The 17,538-nt window shown below is 64.0% G+C and carries 16 protein-coding genes; 6 read left to right on the forward strand and 10 right to left on the reverse strand.

What is annotated here, in order from left to right; all coding sequences use genetic code 11:
* The first annotated feature begins 761 nt into the window (after window positions 1-761).
* Entirely contained in the window at window positions 762-3,554 is a 2,793-nt protein-coding gene (locus tag AC1DOP_RS24565; RefSeq protein ID WP_442123651.1) for a TonB-dependent receptor plug domain-containing protein, read from the forward strand.
* 66 nt (window positions 3,555-3,620) lie between these two features.
* Here the strand turns inward: AC1DOP_RS24565 and AC1DOP_RS24570 are convergent, their stop codons facing one another.
* From AC1DOP_RS24570 to AC1DOP_RS24590, 5 genes are all read right to left on the reverse strand, one after another.
* Complete coding sequence (locus AC1DOP_RS24570) at window positions 3,621-4,208, reverse strand: type 1 glutamine amidotransferase domain-containing protein (protein ID WP_442123650.1); 588 nt, start codon at window positions 4,206-4,208, stop codon at window positions 3,621-3,623.
* 17 nt (window positions 4,209-4,225) lie between these two features.
* Window positions 4,226-4,834 carry a type 1 glutamine amidotransferase domain-containing protein gene (locus AC1DOP_RS24575; RefSeq protein ID WP_442123649.1) on the reverse strand — a complete coding sequence of 203 codons (609 nt, stop codon included), beginning with the start codon at window positions 4,832-4,834 and terminating at the stop codon, window positions 4,226-4,228.
* Between the two features lie 87 nt (window positions 4,835-4,921).
* Window positions 4,922-5,233, reverse strand: coding sequence for a chaperone modulator CbpM (locus tag AC1DOP_RS24580; RefSeq protein ID WP_442123648.1), 312 nt, complete (start codon window positions 5,231-5,233; stop codon window positions 4,922-4,924).
* A 3-nt stretch (window positions 5,234-5,236) separates the two neighbouring features.
* Entirely contained in the window at window positions 5,237-6,169 is a 933-nt protein-coding gene (locus AC1DOP_RS24585; protein ID WP_442123647.1) for a DnaJ C-terminal domain-containing protein, read from the reverse strand.
* A 149-nt stretch (window positions 6,170-6,318) separates the two neighbouring features.
* Window positions 6,319-6,717: a response regulator transcription factor gene (locus AC1DOP_RS24590; RefSeq protein WP_442123646.1), complete on the reverse strand. Its 399-nt coding sequence runs from the start codon at window positions 6,715-6,717 to the stop codon at window positions 6,319-6,321.
* A 203-nt stretch (window positions 6,718-6,920) separates the two neighbouring features.
* Between AC1DOP_RS24590 and AC1DOP_RS24595 the strand changes: the two genes are divergently transcribed.
* The 3 genes from AC1DOP_RS24595 to AC1DOP_RS24605 all read left to right on the forward strand — a co-directional run bounded on the left by AC1DOP_RS24595 (window position 6,921) and on the right by AC1DOP_RS24605 (window position 11,676).
* Window positions 6,921-7,829, forward strand: coding sequence for a c-type cytochrome (locus tag AC1DOP_RS24595; RefSeq protein WP_477253886.1), 909 nt, complete (start codon window positions 6,921-6,923; stop codon window positions 7,827-7,829).
* A 126-nt stretch (window positions 7,830-7,955) separates the two neighbouring features.
* Window positions 7,956-9,365 carry an MATE family efflux transporter gene (locus AC1DOP_RS24600; RefSeq protein ID WP_442123644.1) on the forward strand — a complete coding sequence of 470 codons (1,410 nt, stop codon included), beginning with the start codon at window positions 7,956-7,958 and terminating at the stop codon, window positions 9,363-9,365.
* Between the two features lie 91 nt (window positions 9,366-9,456).
* Window positions 9,457-11,676, forward strand: a complete 2,220-nt coding sequence (locus tag AC1DOP_RS24605; RefSeq protein WP_477253888.1) for a S9 family peptidase — start codon at window positions 9,457-9,459, stop codon at window positions 11,674-11,676.
* Between the two features lie 101 nt (window positions 11,677-11,777).
* Here the strand turns inward: AC1DOP_RS24605 and AC1DOP_RS24610 are convergent, their stop codons facing one another.
* Window positions 11,778-11,957: a CsbD family protein gene (locus AC1DOP_RS24610; protein ID WP_442123642.1), complete on the reverse strand. Its 180-nt coding sequence runs from the start codon at window positions 11,955-11,957 to the stop codon at window positions 11,778-11,780.
* Between the two features lie 129 nt (window positions 11,958-12,086).
* Between AC1DOP_RS24610 and AC1DOP_RS24615 the strand changes: the two genes are divergently transcribed.
* Together AC1DOP_RS24615 and AC1DOP_RS24620 are read left to right on the forward strand one after the other, a co-directional pair.
* Window positions 12,087-13,193, forward strand: a complete 1,107-nt coding sequence (locus AC1DOP_RS24615; protein WP_442123641.1) for an AI-2E family transporter — start codon at window positions 12,087-12,089, stop codon at window positions 13,191-13,193.
* Window positions 13,194-13,238: 45 nt separating this feature from the next.
* Window positions 13,239-13,712 carry a hypothetical protein gene (locus AC1DOP_RS24620; protein ID WP_442123640.1) on the forward strand — a complete coding sequence of 158 codons (474 nt, stop codon included), beginning with the start codon at window positions 13,239-13,241 and terminating at the stop codon, window positions 13,710-13,712.
* Here the strand turns inward: AC1DOP_RS24620 and AC1DOP_RS24625 are convergent.
* The 4 genes from AC1DOP_RS24625 to AC1DOP_RS24640 form a co-directional block, all read right to left on the reverse strand.
* Window positions 13,709-14,248 (reverse strand): DUF2939 domain-containing protein, encoded by a 540-nt coding sequence (locus tag AC1DOP_RS24625; protein ID WP_442123639.1) that lies wholly within the window; start codon window positions 14,246-14,248, stop codon window positions 13,709-13,711. The two genes, AC1DOP_RS24620 and AC1DOP_RS24625, sit on opposite strands and share 4 nt — an antisense overlap.
* Before the next feature lie 76 nt (window positions 14,249-14,324).
* Window positions 14,325-14,504, reverse strand: coding sequence for a CsbD family protein (locus tag AC1DOP_RS24630; RefSeq protein WP_442123638.1), 180 nt, complete (start codon window positions 14,502-14,504; stop codon window positions 14,325-14,327).
* A 195-nt stretch (window positions 14,505-14,699) separates the two neighbouring features.
* A complete protein-coding gene (locus tag AC1DOP_RS24635; RefSeq protein WP_442123698.1) occupies window positions 14,700-15,323 on the reverse strand; it encodes a class I SAM-dependent DNA methyltransferase in 624 nt (207 codons plus the stop codon).
* Between the two features lie 138 nt (window positions 15,324-15,461).
* Entirely contained in the window at window positions 15,462-17,537 is a 2,076-nt protein-coding gene (locus tag AC1DOP_RS24640; RefSeq protein WP_442123637.1) for a M13 family metallopeptidase, read from the reverse strand.
* Between the last annotated feature and the right edge of the window lies 1 nt (window position 17,538).

Here is a 17,538-nt window from a genome sequence, read left to right on the forward strand (position 1 = left end):
ACAAAAGCCCTGCCGGCGCAAGCCGGTGGGGCTTTGTTTTTGAATACTCGCATGAGCAGAAGGAAATCGAATCCTCGTCCGGCACGGACGAGGGGCGAGCGGGGGTGTCGAGCCGCACCGCGGCGAGCCCGCGAGCGGCTTGGCGCTTGAAAGCGCCAAGCCTCCCGATTCGCCTGACCAAGCAGTCGCGCAGCGACTGTGCCTTACCGCCACGGTTCGGCCAGGCAGATAAACGGCCTTCCGGCCGCATACCTGGCCTACCTGCTGGCCAAATGGCTCAAGCTACAGCCGTTTTGTGGTCTCCCAAGTCGCCCGAAAACGTGACCGGACCGAACTGGCAGGAGAGGGAGAAGAGGCAAGACAAGCCCAGCGGGGACCATATCGACCTGTGAAATCGATCCAGACTGACCGCGACCGGCATGAGCTTCTTTCGATGACCTTGGCGCTGAAGTATCGGCCAACAAGGCCCTTATCCCGCACCGCAGCAATTTCCTGCCGCCCCACCCTGCATCTCCAAAATTTCCTTCCGTAAACTTCACACTTTCTTCACCTCGGTAACATACTGTATCAAAAACCCAACGGATGTAACTGAAAGCAACATGATATTTCCCAAATACATACTTACGTCTTTGCAGCTCAGCAATATTGTGCAAGAGTATTTATGCGCGTACGTACACAAAGTCAGGGATAACTGACCACGTATGCATCAGTTGCTCAAAATAATTTTCATCCCAGGAGTTGTTGTGAAGCATAAAAGTATCTTGAAGAAGAGTTCCATCGCTCTGGCCGTCACCCTGGCCATCCCCGCTTTAGCTGCAGCGCAAGAAGCCAGCACGCCGGATCCAAAGATCCAGCGCGTCGAGGTGACCGGCTCCAGCATCAAACGTACGCAAACCGAAGCAGCGAACGCGGTCCAGATCATGACCCGCGACGACATCGAGAAAACCGGACAGACCACGGCGCTGGGCATCCTGACCGCCATGTCCTCGGTCAGCACTGACATCAACTCGGCCAGCGCAAGCTCGGGCAGCTTCGCAACCGGCTCTTCCGGCGTCAGCATGCGCGGCCTGAGCAAGGTCGCCACCCTGGTCCTGGTCAACGGCCGCCGCATTGCTCCTTACGGCCTGTCGGACGGCGCCCAGCAGAACTTCACCAATCTGGATGCCATCGCCACCGACGCCATCGAGCGCATCGAAGTGCTGAAAGACGGCGCATCGGCAATCTACGGCTCGGACGCCATCGCCGGCGTGATCAACATCATCCTGCGCAGCAATTACCAGGGTTTCCAGGTCAAGGGCCAGTACAGCGAAGCGCCGCACTTCCAGGACGCGCGCAACCGCAACGTGTCGGCGATCTGGGGTTATGGCGACATCGACAAGAACGGCTTCAACACCTACCTGACCGCCGAAGCCTACAAGACCGACGGCTACAGCCAGGGCGACCTGAGCTCGCACTACCCGGCCTGGCACCGCCTGACCCCGGGCCGCTCGACCTACGATGCGAAGAGCTCGTTCTCGCCGACCGGTAACTACTTCCTGAGCAGCACCAACATCGTCGCCGCACCGGGCTGCCCGGCCGCCGACATCGATCCGACCGACAAGCTCTGCAAGTGGGATGCCACGCCGTACGCCGGCCTCCGCACCAACAACAAGCGCCACGCGCTGGCCAGCAGCACCCACTTCCGCATCGGCCAGAACATCAATGCCAACTTCGAGGTCACAGCCGCCGGCGAAGTGAGCGATTACATCGTGGCCCCGTTCAGCGTCAGCAACGGCTCCGCAACCAGCTCGCAGAGCATCTGGTACAACGTGCTCGGCGGCAAGATGGTCGGTCCGTTCTCGTATCCGAAGCTGCCGGTCGGCCACCCGATGAATCCGTACAACACGGCGGTCGAGTACCGCGCGCGCATGATGGACACCGGTAACGGCTTCAACTTCAACCGTACCGATTCCGACCAGCAGCGCGTGATGCTGGCCCTGGACGGCACCATCGGCAACTGGGACTGGAAATCGGCGCTCGGCTACTCGCATTCGAGCGCGACCAAGGCAACCCGCGCCGTCAGCGCCAAGGGCTATACCGACGCGATCGTCAACAAGACCTACGTGTTCGGCAAGCAGAACGATCCGGCCCTGCTGGAATCGATGTTCCCGGTCCGTACCACGGAAGGCGAAGCCAAGGTCAAGTTCTTCGACGCGACCGTGTCGGGCACCGTGGCCCAGCTGCCGGCCGGTCCGCTGAACGTTGCGTTCGGCACCAATATCAGCCAGAACTCGTACTGGATGAAGAGCTCGGACAACGTGCTGCGCGGCGATCTGGTCGGCATCTTCGGCCTGCAGGTGGACGATTCGCGTAACGAGTACGCGCTGTTCACCGAAGCGAACGTTCCGCTGCTGAAGAACCTCGAGATGAACGCCGCGCTGCGTGCCGACAAGAGCGGCGATTTCGAGGCTCACCTGTCGCCGAAGCTGGGCCTGCGCTACACCGTCACCGACAGTCTGATGCTGCGCGCCACCGCATCGGGCGGCTTCCGTGCGCCGAACATCGTCGAATCCGGTAACGGCCTGGGCCGCAGCTCGGTCGCCACCGGCGTGAACGACCTGCGCCGCTGCCCGATCGCCAACCAGCTGAACGCACTGGTGCAGGGCGCTGCCAACGCGACCACCGCCGACAAGGCCCAAGCCAACAGCTTCCGCAACGCGGAATGCTCGGCCGGCCTGCCGAGCTTCGTGTCGTCGAACCCCAACCTGAAGCCGGAAACCTCGCGTTCGGTGACCCTGGGCGCCGTGTGGGAGCCGATCAAGAACTGGAGCGCCGGCCTGGACTACTACTTCATCGAGCGCCGCAATGAAATCGGTACCCGTTCGGTGACCGACGTGCTGAAGGGCGAAGCCAGCCTGCCGGCCGGCCAGCTGATCCGTGTCGACAACACCGCCAACGACAACGAGTTCCTGGCCCTCGTGAAGAAGTACGCGCCGACCAACACCATCAACTATGGCGGCGTCGGCCAGCTGGGCCTGGTGTACAACCCCTACGTCAACAGCGGCCGTACCCGCGTGTCCGGCTTCGACTTCGACGCATCGGGCCGCTTCAAGTTCATGGGCACGGACTTCCGCCTGAAACTCGACGGCAGCTACATCTGGAAATACCAAAACTACAGCCAGGCGCTGAACGGGTATGACGAGAACATTGCCGGCACCTGGGACTTCTACGATTTCCCGGCGTCGCGCCTGAAGACTGTCACCAAGCTGTACATGAAGAAGGGTGATTTCGATCACTCGATCACCATGAACTACAACAGCGGCTGGGGCAACAACAGCAACTCCTCGCCGACCTACTGCGTCACGCAGAAAGTCGCGCCGGAGAACATGGCTACCTGTAACCATGTCGGCAGCAACACCACCTTCGACTACTCGCTGACCTACTCGGGTATCGATCACGTGAAGCTGAGCCTGTACGTGACCAACATCTTCGAACAGGACTATCCGATCACCTGGCGTGACGGCTACGTCACGCAGTTCCGCCGCGTGGCAGTGGCTGCGACCTACAAGTTCTGATCGCCGACGTCCGGCGTGAAAGCTGAAAGACCAGGCTTCGGCCTGGTCTTTTTTTTCGCCCGCCGCCTAGGAGGTCGGGCCCGGATCGGTTCCCGGCGTCATCATGAGTTCCTTCGCCAGCGCATCGTTGAATGCCGGCAGATCGTCCGGCTTGCGGCTGGTGACCAGGCGCGCATCGATCACCACTTCGTCGTCGGTCCACTCGGCGCCGGCGTTGGTGAGATCGCGCTTCAGGCTGGGCCAGCTGGTCAGGTGCTTGGCGCTGGCGATGCCGGCATCGATCAGGGTCCAGGGACCGTGGCAGATCGCGCCGACCGGCTTGTCCTCGACGTCGAAGCCACGGATGAAATCGATCGCTTCCCTGCTCATGCGCAGCATGTCGGGATTGGCCACGCCGCCGGGCAGCACCAGGGCGTCGAAGTCGGCCGGATCGGCATCGCGCACGTTCATCTCGACCTTGAACCGGTCGCCCGGCTGCAGGTGGTTGAAGCCCTGCACCTCCTCGCCGGCGTTCTTCGGCGACAGCAGCACCACGGTCGCGCCCCGTTCTTCCAGATAGGACCGCGGGCTGGTGTATTCGATCTGCTCGACGCCGTCCGTCATCAGCATGGCGACGCGCTTGCCCTGCAAGGGCCTGCCTGATACCTGTTCCATATGAACTCCTTCCGGGCTCAGTGTGCGCCCGCTTGCCCCGGCTGGACCGCGGCCAGCTCGCTGAGGATGGCCTGGTTGAAGGCCGGGATGTCGTCAGGCTTGCGGCTGGTGACGAGCTTGCCGTCGACCACCACCTGTTCGTCGGTCCACTGCGCGCCCGCGTTCTGCAGGTCGAGCTGGAGGCTTGGCCAGCTGGTCATGCGCTTGCCGGTCACCAGGTCGGCGTCGATCAGGGTCCAGGGGCCATGGCAGATGGCGGCGATGGGCTTGTTCTCGCGGCCGAATTCGCGGATGAAGGTGATCGCCTCCGTCGACAGACGCAACTGGTCGGGATTGGCGACGCCGCCCGGCAGCACCAGCGCGTCGAAGTCGGCCGGACGCGCATCGCGCACGTCGAGTTCGACCTTGAACTTGTCGGCGGGGTCGAGGTGGTTGAAGCCCTGGATCTCGTCGCCGCTCGGCTTCGGCGAGACCAGGGTCACCTTGGCGCCCTGCTGTTCGAGGAAGCTGCGCGGCCCGGTGTATTCGACCTGCTCGACGCCGTCCGTCATCAGGATGGCGACTCGTTTGCCCTGCAGGGCCTGGCCAGCGCCCGGTTGCGGATTCTGTTGCGAATTCTGTTGCATGAGACCTCCTTCAATCGATGAAAAGTGATCGCTGTGGGAGGTCCGATTGTAGTTTTGCCCGCCTCGGGACGGCGCGCGCTTCCCTATCTAATCGAGTCCCAGCGCGTGCAGGCGCGCGCGCAGGCGGCGCACCTCGTCGCCGAGGTCGACCACCAGCGCGGCCACGTCCTCGTTGGCGTCGAAGTCGCGTTCCACCCGCAGCAGGCGGCGCGCGCGCAGCAGGTCGCCGCTGCGGAAGCGCCATTCGGTCACTTGTATGGCTGGCTGGCCGCCGAGGATGCCCGCGCGCACCCGGCGCACCACCCATTCCGGCTCCACGTTGCAGGCGCGCGCCAGCTCTTCGAGGGTCAGTGCAGCGTCGTCCAGCAGTACGCCGCTGATGCTCGTCATCTCATGCATCGCTCAAGCTCCTATGCGTTCGCGTGGGTTGAAGGCGAGGTCGCGCGCCATCGTCTCGTACAGTTCGCGCGCGCGCTGGCTGGTGGCCGGCGGCAGCACCACGTCCAGGATCAGGTAGAGGTCGCCGGGCTGCGAGGATGGGATGCCCCTCCCCTTCAGGCGCAGCTTGCGGCCGCTCTGCGACCCCGGCGGCACCGTCACCTCGACCGCGCCGGACGGCGTCGGCACCGAAATGCCGGCCCCCAGCGCCGCTTCCCACGGCGCCACCGGCACGTTCTGGTAGACGCTGGAACCCTCGACGCGGTAGCGCGCATCGGGGTTGAACTGGATCTCCAGATACAGGTCACCCGGCCCGCCGCCGCCGATGCCCGGATGGCCCTGGCCCGCCAGGCGCAGCTGCTGTCCCGGCGTCACGCCCTTCGGGATGTTCACGCTCAGGGTCTTCTCCTGCTGGCCGGCGCGCAGGCCGATGGTGCGCGTGGCGCCCTGGTAGGCGTCGCGCAGGTCGATCGAGATGGCGGCGTGGATGTCCTCGCCGCGCATCTGGAAACCGCCGCCGCCCATGCCCGCGCCCGCGCCGCCGCGGTGGCTGCGCCCCCGCCCCATGTGCGCGAACAGGTCGGCGAAGATGTCTTCCGCGCTGCCGCCTTCGTTGCCGAAATCGTACTGGCCGTACTGGCGGCCCCAGTCGGGCGGCGGCTGGAAGCCTTGGCCCTGGCGCGGCGCCTGGCCGAGCGCATCGTAGGCGGCGCGTTTCTCGGCGTCGCCCAGCACCTCGTAGGCCTCGTTGATTTCCTTGGTCTTCTCGGTCGCGTCCTTGTGCTTGCTGACGTCCGGATGATATTGCCGGACCAGCTTGCGGTAAGCCTTCTTGATGTCGTCCGCGGACGCGGTCCGTTCGACACCAAGGGTCTGGTAGTAGTCCTTGTATTCCACGAGCGGGCTCCTGGATGGGGTTCGATGGTTTGGATGCCTTTACATGGAGGTCATCAGCCTGCTTTTCAATTCAATGTAGCTCATGCCAGGGCAAACGGCGCGCACGCACCGCTACGGAACGATGGGCAGTATGATCATTGCGGTGGCGGCTAAAAGATATACTCCCTGCGCCTTTCGGCGATCTGCTGCGCGGACTGCTGCTGCTCGGGGTCGACGATGCTGCGGACAGCCTCCTCCGTAAGAGGCCTGTGCAGGATGGCGCCGACGCCATCGGGCTTCCCGTCGGCGGGCGGCACCGATCCGGGATCGGCCAGCAAGAGGATGGTCGCGTCCGGCAGACACCGTTTCAGTTCTCCGGTCAGGGATCGCCTGTCGCCTGGAAGGAGGGCCGTACAGGTAACGATCAAATCGAACTGGATCAAACGGGCAGCGTATAACGCCTTTTTTTGATTGAAGACCGGGGTTGTCAGGTACCCCATCGATGACAGCACAGCGGCAGTGTTGTTACATAGTTCCGAGTTTTTTTCCAGAATCAAAGCATACTTCATGGACTATCCCTGTCTTTATTGTAACTTATGGTCGCCATTATAAGGGTATCGAAAGGATAAGGACAAACCAATCGGATCGCGTCCATGCATCACGCTTACGACTCCTGATCTCGCACATGCCCCCATCGTTCGACGAGCTAGTCAATACTGCTGAGCAGTGCTAAATTTGCAATGCCAGGTATTTACCAGGGGGGATTCGGCACATGAGCATGAGCAAATGGGTCAAACGGACCAGCATCGCGCTGGTGGGGCTCGCCCTGCTGGGAGTAGCCGCCACCGTGGTCGGCAAGGCGCTGGGCGAGCGCAAGATGATGCGCAACGTGGTGCTGCAGGTGCGGCCGCTGGACGTGCTGCCGGATCCTGCGCGCATCGAGCATGGACGCTACCTTTACAACACCCGCGGCTGCGCCGAATGCCATGGTGCCAACGGCGCCGGCAAGACCGTCATCAGCGATGGCGGCATGCACGTGGTGGCGCCCAACATCACCGCGGGTCCGAACGGCACCACCGCACGCTACCAGCTGGTCGACTGGGTGCGCACCGTGCGCCACGGCGTCAAGCCGAACGGCAACCCGGTCATGATCATGCCCAGCGAGGACTACAGCCGCCTCACCGACGAGGACATGGCGGCGCTGATCGCCTTCCTCCAGCAGATGCGCCCCGTACCCGGCAGCAAGGCCGTGATCGAGGTGCCGGTTCCGGTGAAGGCCCTGTACGCCTTCGGCGTGATCCAGGACGCGTCCGAAAAGATCGACCATGCGCAGCCGCCCTTCCGCCCCGTATCGGCCGCCGTCACGCCGGAATATGGCGCCTACGTGGCGAACGCCTGCATCGGCTGCCACGGCGCCACCCTCAGCGGCGGCAGGATTCCCGGCACGCCGCCGTCCTGGCCGGCGGCCGCCAACCTGACGCCCGGCAAGGGCAGCGCCATGACCCGCTATCCGACCCCGGAACTGTTCATGGCGATGCTGCACAGCGGCCAGCGCCCGGACGGCAAGCCGGTCAGCGCCGTCATGCCCTTCGGCTCGCTCAAGCAGATGAACGAGACCGACATGCGGGCGCTGTACGCCTATCTGAAGACGGTGCCGCCGCGCGAGGCGGGACGGCACTAGTAGGGTGGGCGCGGCCGGCGTCGGCACTCTGTGCCCAAGCGTAAAGTTCGCAGACCGGCAACGCCATCGTGGGCACGGAGTGCCCACCCTACAGTAGAATCATCGGTTTCGTTCGCAAACCGAGTCATGACGTCCACTACCACCACCACGCAGTCCTCAAACCCCGTCCGCACCGAGATCGCGACCCTGTGGCGCCTGTCGTGGCCGATGCTGGTCGGCCAGCTGGCGACGGTCGGCATGGGCGTCGTGGACGTCGCGATGACGGGCCATGTCAGCGCCGCCGAACTGGCCGCGGTCTCGCTCGGCACCTCGGTGTGGTCGATCATCCTGGTGACCGTGATGGGGGTCATGATGGCCGTGAACTCGGTGGTCGCGCACGAAATGGGCGCCGGGCGCTTCGACAGGATCTCGCACTCGGTGCGCGAGTCGCTGTGGATGGGCCTGCTGGTCGGCATTGCCGGCTGTGCGGCCGCCAACCTGTGCGCCCTGCTGTTCGACCACATCGGCCTCGAGCAGGCGGTGGCCGATCGCGCCAAGACTTTCCTTCACATCATCAGCCTCGGCATGCCGGCCTTCGGCTGCTACCGCGCACTGTACGGCTACACCACCAGCATCAACCAGACCAAGCCGATCATGGTCATCGCCATCCTCGGCCTGCTGTACAACGTGGTGCTCAACTGGGGCCTGATCTTCGGCCATTTCGGCCTGCCCAGGATGGGCGCGCTGGGTTGCGCGGTCTCGACCGCCAGCGGCGTGTGGCTGATGCTGGCCGCCATGATCGGCTGGATCAGGTTCTCTCCGGCCTATCGCGCGACCTACCCGTTCACGCACTGGGAAGGCCCGAACTGGCGCGAGATCGGCAGCATGCTGCGCCTCGGCCTGCCGATCGGCGTCACCCATTTCGCCGAGGTCAGCGCCTTCGGCATCGTCAGCCTGCTGGTGGCGCGCTTCGGCGTGGTGCAGGTGTCGGCGCACCAGATCGCGCTGAACTTCACCTCGCTGGTGTTCATGGTGCCGATGAGCTTCGGCATCGGCACCCTCACCCGCGTCGGCCAGGCGATGGGCGAAGGCAATGCGCAGCGCGCCCGCTTCGTGGCCTGGACCGGCACCGGCCTGTGCGTCTTCTTCGGCCTGCTGTCGGCCATCTTCATCGCCCTGTTCCGCTGGCAGATCGCCGCCATGTACACCTCGGACGCCGTGGTGCAGGCCACCTGCGCCCTGCTGCTGCTGTTCGCCGCCATCTTCCAGCTGTCGGACTCGACCCAGGTCGCGGCCGCATCGAGCATCCGCGGCTACAAGGTCACGCGTTCGCCGATGGTGATCCAGATGATCGCCTTCTGGGGCGTGGCCCTGCCGGTCGGCTGGATCCTCGGGCTGGCGCCTGAATGGTTTCCATGGTCGCCCGCCGAGCCGATGAAGGCCACCGGCTTCTGGATCGGACTGGTGCTGGGCCTGACGGTGGCGGCGGTGCTGCTGGCGTGGTCGCTCAACAATCTCTCGAAGCTGCGGGTACGCGAAGCGCGCTCTGCTTCTTGAGATGCAAGGCACATATTTACAGCGCTCGGCGCCTTACTCTGGTATCGTCTCGCCCGTTGCACAAAATTAATTTTTATCCGCGAGACAATCCATGCGCCTCATTCTTGCCCTTCTTGCCGCCCTGGCGGCCGTTCCCGCATCCGCGGAACGCCTGACCCTGGACCGCATCTACGCCGACCCGGCGTTGTCCGGCCCCGGCGTTCGTAACGTACGCGTGTCGCCCGACGGCGAACGCGTGACCTTCCTGCGCGGCCGTGCCGACAACCAGTTCCAGCTGGACCTGTGGGAATACAATATGAAGGACAAGACCACGCACCGCCTGGTCGACTCCAAGAAGCTGGTCCCGCTTGAAAACCTGTCGCTGGAAGAAAAGGCGCGCCGCGAGCGTGCGCGTACCGCCAGCCTGTCCGGCATCATCAGCTACAGCTGGTCGCCGGACGGCAAGCAGATCCTGGTGCCGATCGCCGGCGACCTCTACCTGGTCGACGTCGCCAATCCGGATAATGCGCGCAAGGTTGCCTCGGGTAACGTCGGCGATCCGAAGATCTCGCCGAAGGGCCGCTACGTTTCCTTCGTGCGCGACCAGAACCTGTATGTGATCGACCTGTCGACCGGCAAGGAACGCCAGCTGACCCTTGATGGCAAGGGCACCATCCACAATGGCGAAGCCGAATTCGTCGCCCAGGAAGAGATGGGCCAGCGCACCGGTTACTACTGGGCGCCGGACGATTCCGCGATCGCCTACAAACGCTACGACGAAGCCCCGGTGCCGGTCGCGCGCCGCTTCGAAATCTTTGCCGACCGTACCGAAGTCATCGACCAGCGCTATCCGGCCGCCGGCGATCCCAACGTGCTGGTCGACCTGATGATCGTCGACCCGGCAAGCGGCGCACAGAAGCAGGTCGACCTGGGTCCGGAGAAGGACATCTACCTGGTGCGCGCCGACTGGAGCGCGGACGGCAAGAACCTGGTCTACCAGCGCCAGTCGCGCGACCAGAAGCGCCTCGACCTGGTCGCCGTCGACGCCGCCAGCCTGGCCCAGCGCACCCTGCTGACCGAAACCTCGAAGACCTGGGTCAGCATCCACGACGACCTGAAATTCCTGAAGAACCGTCCGGCCTTCATCTGGGCATCGGAGCGCAGCGGCCGCAACCACCTCTACCTGTTCGACCTGAACGGCACGCTGCTGCACCCGATCACCAAAGGCGAATGGGGCGTCGACAACATCCTGGCCGTGGACGAGGATGCCGGCAAGGTCTACATCGCCTCGAACAAGGATGCGGTGACCGACAAGCAGACCTATGCGCTAAACCTGGACGGCAGCAATGCCGACAAGCCGGTGCGCATCACCAAGCTGGATGGCATGCACGACACGTCCTTCGCGCGCAACGGCAAGATCTTCGTCGACACCTTCTCGGATCCGAAGACCCCGCCGCAAGTGTCGATCCGCAAGGCCGACGGCACCATGGTCGAGTGGCTCGAGCATAACGAGATGAACGCCAGCCACCCATACGCGAAGTACATGGCGGATCACCTGCCGACCGAGTTCGGCAGCATCAAGGCGCACGACGGCCAGACCCTGTACTACTCGATGATCAAGCCGGCCAACTTCAATCCGGCCAAGCGCTATCCGGTCTTCCTGTTCGTCTACGGCGGTCCGCACTCGCAGCAGGTCATCCGCGGCTGGGGCAACTTGTTCAAGCAGTACATGGCACAGCAAGGCTTCGTGGTGTTCACCTTGGACAACCGCGGCTCCTCGCGCCGCGAGCGCGCCTTCACCGACGTCATCTACGGCGAACTGGGCAAGCATGAAGTCGAAGACCAGCTGACCGGCGTCGACTGGCTGGCCAAGCAGAGCTTCGTCGATCCGAAGCGCGTCGGCGTGTTCGGCTGGAGCTACGGCGGCTTCATGACCCTGCGCCTGCTGGAAGCGGGGTCAAGCAAGATCGCGATGGGCGTGTCGGTGGCGCCGGTGACCGACTGGGCACTGTACGACACCCACTACACCGAGCAGTTCATGGGCGCGACGCCCAAGTCGAATCCGGAAGCGTACAAGCAGAGCGGCGTGTTCGCCCACCTGGACGGCCTGAAGTCGCCGCTGCTGCTGGTGCACGGCATGGCCGACGACAACGTACTGTTCACCAACAGCACGCGCCTGATCGACTCCCTGGTCAACCGCAACGTGCGCTTCGAGCTGATGACCTACCCGGGCGCCAAGCACGGCATCTCCTCGCGCACCGGCCAGCGTCACGTGTACGGGATGATCGAGGCTTTCTTCAAGAAGAACCTCGGCGGCACCGGTGCCAAGTAATGCGTAGGGTGGGCACTCCGTGCCCACGTTCAACGTAAAAACAGCCGCTTTCGAGYGGCTGTTTTCATTCGTGGGCACGGAGTGCCCACCCTACGAAGCGATTATTTGGTCGCGTCGTGAATCGTTTCCTGCGCATCGCCCAGGGTTTCCTGCGCCTTGCCCTCGGCCTGGTTCTTCAGGCCTTTCGCCTGCTGTTGCTTGCTGTCGACCAGCTTGCCGGCTTCTTCCTGAATTTTGCCGCCGATGTCTTTCAGTTTGCCTTCGACTTGATTCGAGTTCATGGTGCTCTCCTTTCATTGACTGTGACTCAATGATAAGAAAGCTAGTCCAGCGGCTCCGTTCGCGCACGCACATAGCTCGTCAATACGAAACTGGTGCCCTGCTTCGGTCGACTGTGAGAGCATGTCGGTATGAACGAGCAGCCCTCATCACCGGACGGCGAGCAGGCTGGGCCGGCGCCCGCGCAGCGCAGCGTCCTGCGGCGCCACGCCTTGATCGACGGTATCGCCATCGTCTTCCTGGCCCTGCTGGCCGCCGTCTATTACGCCGCCAATGCCCTGCTGCTGGTCTTCGCCTGCATCCTGTTCGCGATCCTGCTGTATGAGCTGAGCGTCCTGCTGTGCCGCCGCTTCGGGCTGAACCGCAAGCTGGGTCTGGGCATCGTGGTGGCGGTGCTGCTGCTCATCATCGGGCTGGGCGGCTGGGCAATGTCGCCGCGCATCGCCGAGCAGGCCAACCAGCTCGCGAAAGAGGTGCCGGCCTCGCTGGAGCGCCTGCAGCAGATGGTCGGCCAGCATCCCCTGCTCAGGCGCATCGCGGACGAATTGCCGCAGCCGAAGCGGCTCATGCAATACCTCGGCCAGATGGTGCCGAATGCCGGCCTGTTCTTCGGCGGCGTGCTGGGCGCGGTCGCCAACGTCGCCATCATCCTGTTCGTCGGCATCTATTTTGCGGTGTCCCCGCGCAGCTACATCGACGGCTTCCTGAAACTGGTGCCGCCGGCAAAGCGCGCCCGCGTCCAGCAGGTGCTGCACGAGATCGGCCGCACCCTGGGACGCTGGCTGCTCGGCACCTTCTGCGCGATGCTGATCGCGGGGATTGCGACCACGATCGGGCTGGGCCTGCTCGGCGTGCCGCTGGCGCTGATCCTCGGCATCATCGCCGGCCTGCTCGACTTCATTCCCTATGTCGGTCCGATCATGGCGGGCGTGCCGGCGGTGCTGATCGCGCTATCGGTGGATCCGCAGCTGGCGCTGTACACGGTGCTGCTCTTCCTCGGCATCCAGATGGTGCACGGCTATGTGCTGCAGCCCTTGATCGACTCGCACACCGTGCGGATCGCGCCCGGCCTGATCATCGTGATGCAATTGGTGTTCGGCACCATCTTCGGCTTTGCCGGCATCGCGCTGGCGACGCCGCTGACGGCCACCTTGATGGTGCTGATCAAGATGCTGTATGTCGAGGACATCCTTGGCGACCGGTCTCAGGAGCAAGACGGCGCGCCGCCGAGTGGATAAAGGCTAGCATGGCTTTACCCAACAATTGCAAAGGACACCACGACGATGAACACGCCCGCCCTGCTCCCCTCCGCCCTGATCGGCGCCGTCGCGAGCGCACGCTCGATGACGCCCATGGCCACGATCGCCACGGCGCGCCTCGCCGACCGCGATACGCCGGGCGAACTCGCCCTGCTGGACCGCCCCTTGTTCAAATACGGTGCCCTCGCAATGGGAGTCGGAGAACTGTTCGGCGACAAGATGAAGACGGCGCCCGACCGCACCGTCTTCCTGGGTCTGCTGGCGCGCGTATTGAGCGCCGGGATCGCCGGTGCGGCGCTGGCTCCGAAGGGCCGGGAAAAAGCCGGCGCAGCGGTCGCGGTGGCCACCGCCGTACCGCTCGCCTACCTGACGCTGGCCGCCCGCAAGCAGGCCATGGCGCGCATCGGCCAGACCCGCAGCGGGCTGATCGAAGATGCCCTGATCGTCGCCGCGGGCGCCGCGATCGTGGCGCTGACGACGCGGCAGGAAGGCGATTAGTCGGGAAGCCGGATATCGGTCAGCTTCCACTCCGCGAAACCCCGGCGCTGCATGACGAGCGCCATCGTATTTTTCCTGGCGCCGCTGCCTTCCCTTTCGGCATGGAAGAGGATGGTATCGGCGCCTTGCCTTTCGGTGCGCCAGACGGTCTTCCTGCGCTCGGCGGTATCCTGCCCGCCTTCGGCGCTTTCGCCGTTCCCGATCTTGAACTTCCCTTCGCGCATCGCAAACATGATCGTCTCCGGGCGCACAGCCGTGTCGATCAGTTTGTCGATCAGCACCCCTGCCAGCAGGCTGCCGAGATTGTTGCCGCCGTTCGCCTTGTCTTGATCCAGCCGCGCCGAGAACTGGCTCTTCAGGCTCTCACGCACCCTGGGAAAATCGACGCGTTCGTTGAAGCGCCCAGCGTCGGCCGCCACCGCGGCATCGCGCAGTTCGCGCATCGCCAGATAAGGCGACCAGTACCAATATGCCGCCACGCCGGCAAGCAAAACGGCCGCAAGGGCCGAGAGAATCCGCTTCTGTAATGATTTCATTGCCGGGATTCTAATTGGAAAAGAAAACAGCCGCACGAGGCGGCTGTTTGGGAGGGAAACGCTTAGGCAATGCAGATCAGCGGTTACCCTTGCCGACGATATCTTTCGCGTCGCCGACTTTTTCCTGCACCTTGCCTTCGACCTGCTTGTTCAGGCCTTTGGCTTGCTGCTCGCTGCTACCAACGGCTTTGCCGACACCTTCCTGAATCTTGCCGCCAATGTCCTTGGCCTTGCCTTTGATCTGGTCCTTGTTCATGGACACCTCCTTTCGTTAAGTTCACGAATCCTCGGCCCGCTGCGCATCCCATCCGGTGGACCGCCGAGACTGGTGGCGGTGTCGAGGTCCCGTCGCTACCGCTCGGCTGTCGAGCGGCACAGGTTCATCTTGGGCCGATTCCGGCCCTCACTCTGTTCGCCGGTTAACGTAGTGGAATCAATTCTTGTAACGGAATCAGTTTTTCCGCCACACACTGGCGAGCCAAGGCTGTTGCTCGCGCGGCAATCCGACCGGCCGGTAATAATGATGTATGGGCGTGAAGCCGGCCCCGACCACGTAAGCTTCCCAGGCCGGATAGTCGTGGAAACAGCCCCAGCGCGGGCCGTTCCAGCCCTCTTCGTTATTGCCGCGCGGGTTGGAGCTGAACAGCACGCCGCCCGGCTTGAGCGCGGCGTGCAGCTCGCCCAGCACCTTGGGCAGCAGGCTGCGCGGCACGTGGAAGAGCGAGGCGTTCGCATAGATGCCGTCGAACATCTCGTCCGGCAAGTCGAGGTCGATGAAATTCTGCAGCCACACTTCGCAGCCGCTGTACTGCGCGGCCATCTCCACGAAGCGGGCGCTGCCGTCCAGGCCGATGGCGCGGTGGCCCATGTCCCTGAAGGTTTTCAGGTCGCGTCCCGGGCCGCAGCCGAGGTCGAGGATGGTATGGGGAGGGTCGGCCTCGATCGCGTCGAGCAAGGCCGCGATGTTCTGGCTGACGTCGTGGTCCATGGTGCCGGCGAAGAAACGCGGCGCCACTGCGTCGTAGTGATGCAAGGTACGTTCCGAAATCTCGCGGAAGTCGTCGTGCTGTCCCATACATGGATGCGCGCCCAGCATGCGGCGCTTGAGGTCGAGAAAATGCTGCTTCATGAACCACCTGCAACAAGAATGCCAGGCCCCTGATTCTAGGCCTGGCAGTCCCGCTGCCGGCGTCCCTTACCTTCTACAAACTAATTACCAGACGCGAACACGCTCGTCCGGCGCCAGGTAGAGCTTCTGGCCCGGCTGCACGTCGAAGGCCTTGTACCAGGCGTCCAGGTTGCGCACGGTGGCGGCGCGGTACTGCGGCGGCGCGTGACCGTCGGTCAGGATGCCGCGGCGTTCGGCCGCTTCGCGCGCCTTGTTGCGCCAACTGTGCGCGAAGCCCAGGAAGAACTGGCGGTCGCCCTCTTCGCCGGCCTTGTTGCCGGAGGCAAGCTTGTAGGCATCGTAGGAGGCGGCCAGGCCAGCCAGGTCGGCCAGGTTTTCCGACAGCGTCAGCTGGCCGTTGACGGACAGGTCCGGGAAGGGTTTGTAGGTGTTGTACTGCTCCACCAGCTTGCCGGACGCGGCCTTGAAGTGCTCCATGTCCTGCTTGGTCCACCAGTCGCGCAGGCGGCCCTGGGCATCGAACTGGGCGCCCTGGTCGTCGAAGCTGTGGCTGATCTCGTGGCCGATGACGGCGCCGATCGCACCGTAGTTGGTGGCGTCGGAAGCCTTCGGATCGAAGAACGGCGGCTGCAGGATCGCGGCCGGGAAGTTCAGCGCATTCTGCAACGGCAGGTTGACGGCATTGACCAGCTGCGGCGGCATCGACCATTCGGTGCGGTCCGGCTTGCGGTGCAGCTTGGCGATTTCCTGGGCGGTGTGGAATTCGTCCGCGCGCACGGCATTGCCGAAGGCGTCATCGAGCACGACCTTCAGGCCCTCGTACGACTTCCACTTGTCCGGATAGCCCACGCCCACGTACAGGGTCTTGAGCTTTTCCTTGGCCTGGGCGCGGGTGGCCGGCGCCATCCAGTCGAGCTTGTCGACGCGCTTGCCGAAGGCATCGACGATATTGCCGACCATCTGCTGCAGGCGCGCCTTGTTCTCGGCCGGGAAGTACTTCGAGACGTAGATCTTGCCGACCGCCTCGTCCATCGCCTCGTTGGTCGCGGCCAGTGCGCGCTTCCAGCGCAGCGACTGTTGCGGCGTGCCGCTCAGGGCCTTGCCGTAGAACTCGAAACGCTGGTCGGACACGGCTTTCGGCAGTACGCTCGCCATCTGGTTGATGCGGTGGAAGGCCAGGTAGTCCTTCCAGGTCTGCAGGTCGACCTTCTGCACCAGTGCGGCTTCGCCCACCACCGCGCTCGGATGCCAGACGATGAATTTCTGCTGGTCGCCCAGGCGCGCGGCCTTGAAGAAGGCGTTCCAGTCCATGCCCGGGGCCTTGGCGGTGAAGTCCTTCGCGGTCCAGGTGTTGTCGGCCTTCAGCACGTCGGCCGAATCGGCGCGGGTGGCATGGGTGTTGGCGATGTCGACTTCGAGCGCGAACACCTTGGCGGCGCGTGCCTCGGCATCGCTCGCGGTTTTACTGTAATCGGCCAGCTTCAGCATGGCCGCGATGTGCTGCTGGTACTTGGTGCGCAGCTCGGCCATCTTCGGATTGTTGTCCAGGTAGTAGGCGCGGTCCGGCATGCCCAGGCCACCCTGCAGGAGGTAGGGCATGTGGCGCGTGGTGTCGTGCAGGCCCTGCGCGACCCACAGGCCGAACAGGTTCTCGGTAAAGAAGTGGGTGTTGTTCAGGGGGTCGACGTCGGCGCGGATCGATTCGCCCAGCGCGCGCGTGAGGCCGGCCTTGTCCTTGATGGCCTCGATCTTCGCCAGCATCGGCTTGAGCGGGGCGATGCCCTTGCCTTCGATGGCCGGCTCGTTCATGTAGGAGCGGTAGTAGTCGGATACCTTGCGGGGCTCGCCGCCCAGCTTCTTGTCGTCGGCGAGGCCCTCGATCATCTTGACGATGCGCTGGTTGGTCTCTTCCGCCAGCGCGCCCATCGCGCCCCAGGAGCTGCGGTCGGCCGGGATCTCGGTCTTCGACAGCCAGTCGCCGTTCGCGTAGGCGAAGAAATCGTCGCCCGGGCGGATGGCCGCGCTGCCTTGCGGCGCTTCGGCCTTCGGCGCGGCGGCCGGCTGCGCCTGCCCTGCCGCCTGGCCCGGCATCGAGATCACGGCGGCGCCGCACAGGGCGAACACGATCGCCGTCTTTACTGGTGTCCAGCTGGTCTTCATG

It is taken from the genome of Massilia sp. 01N410 (genome assembly GCF_056399665.1).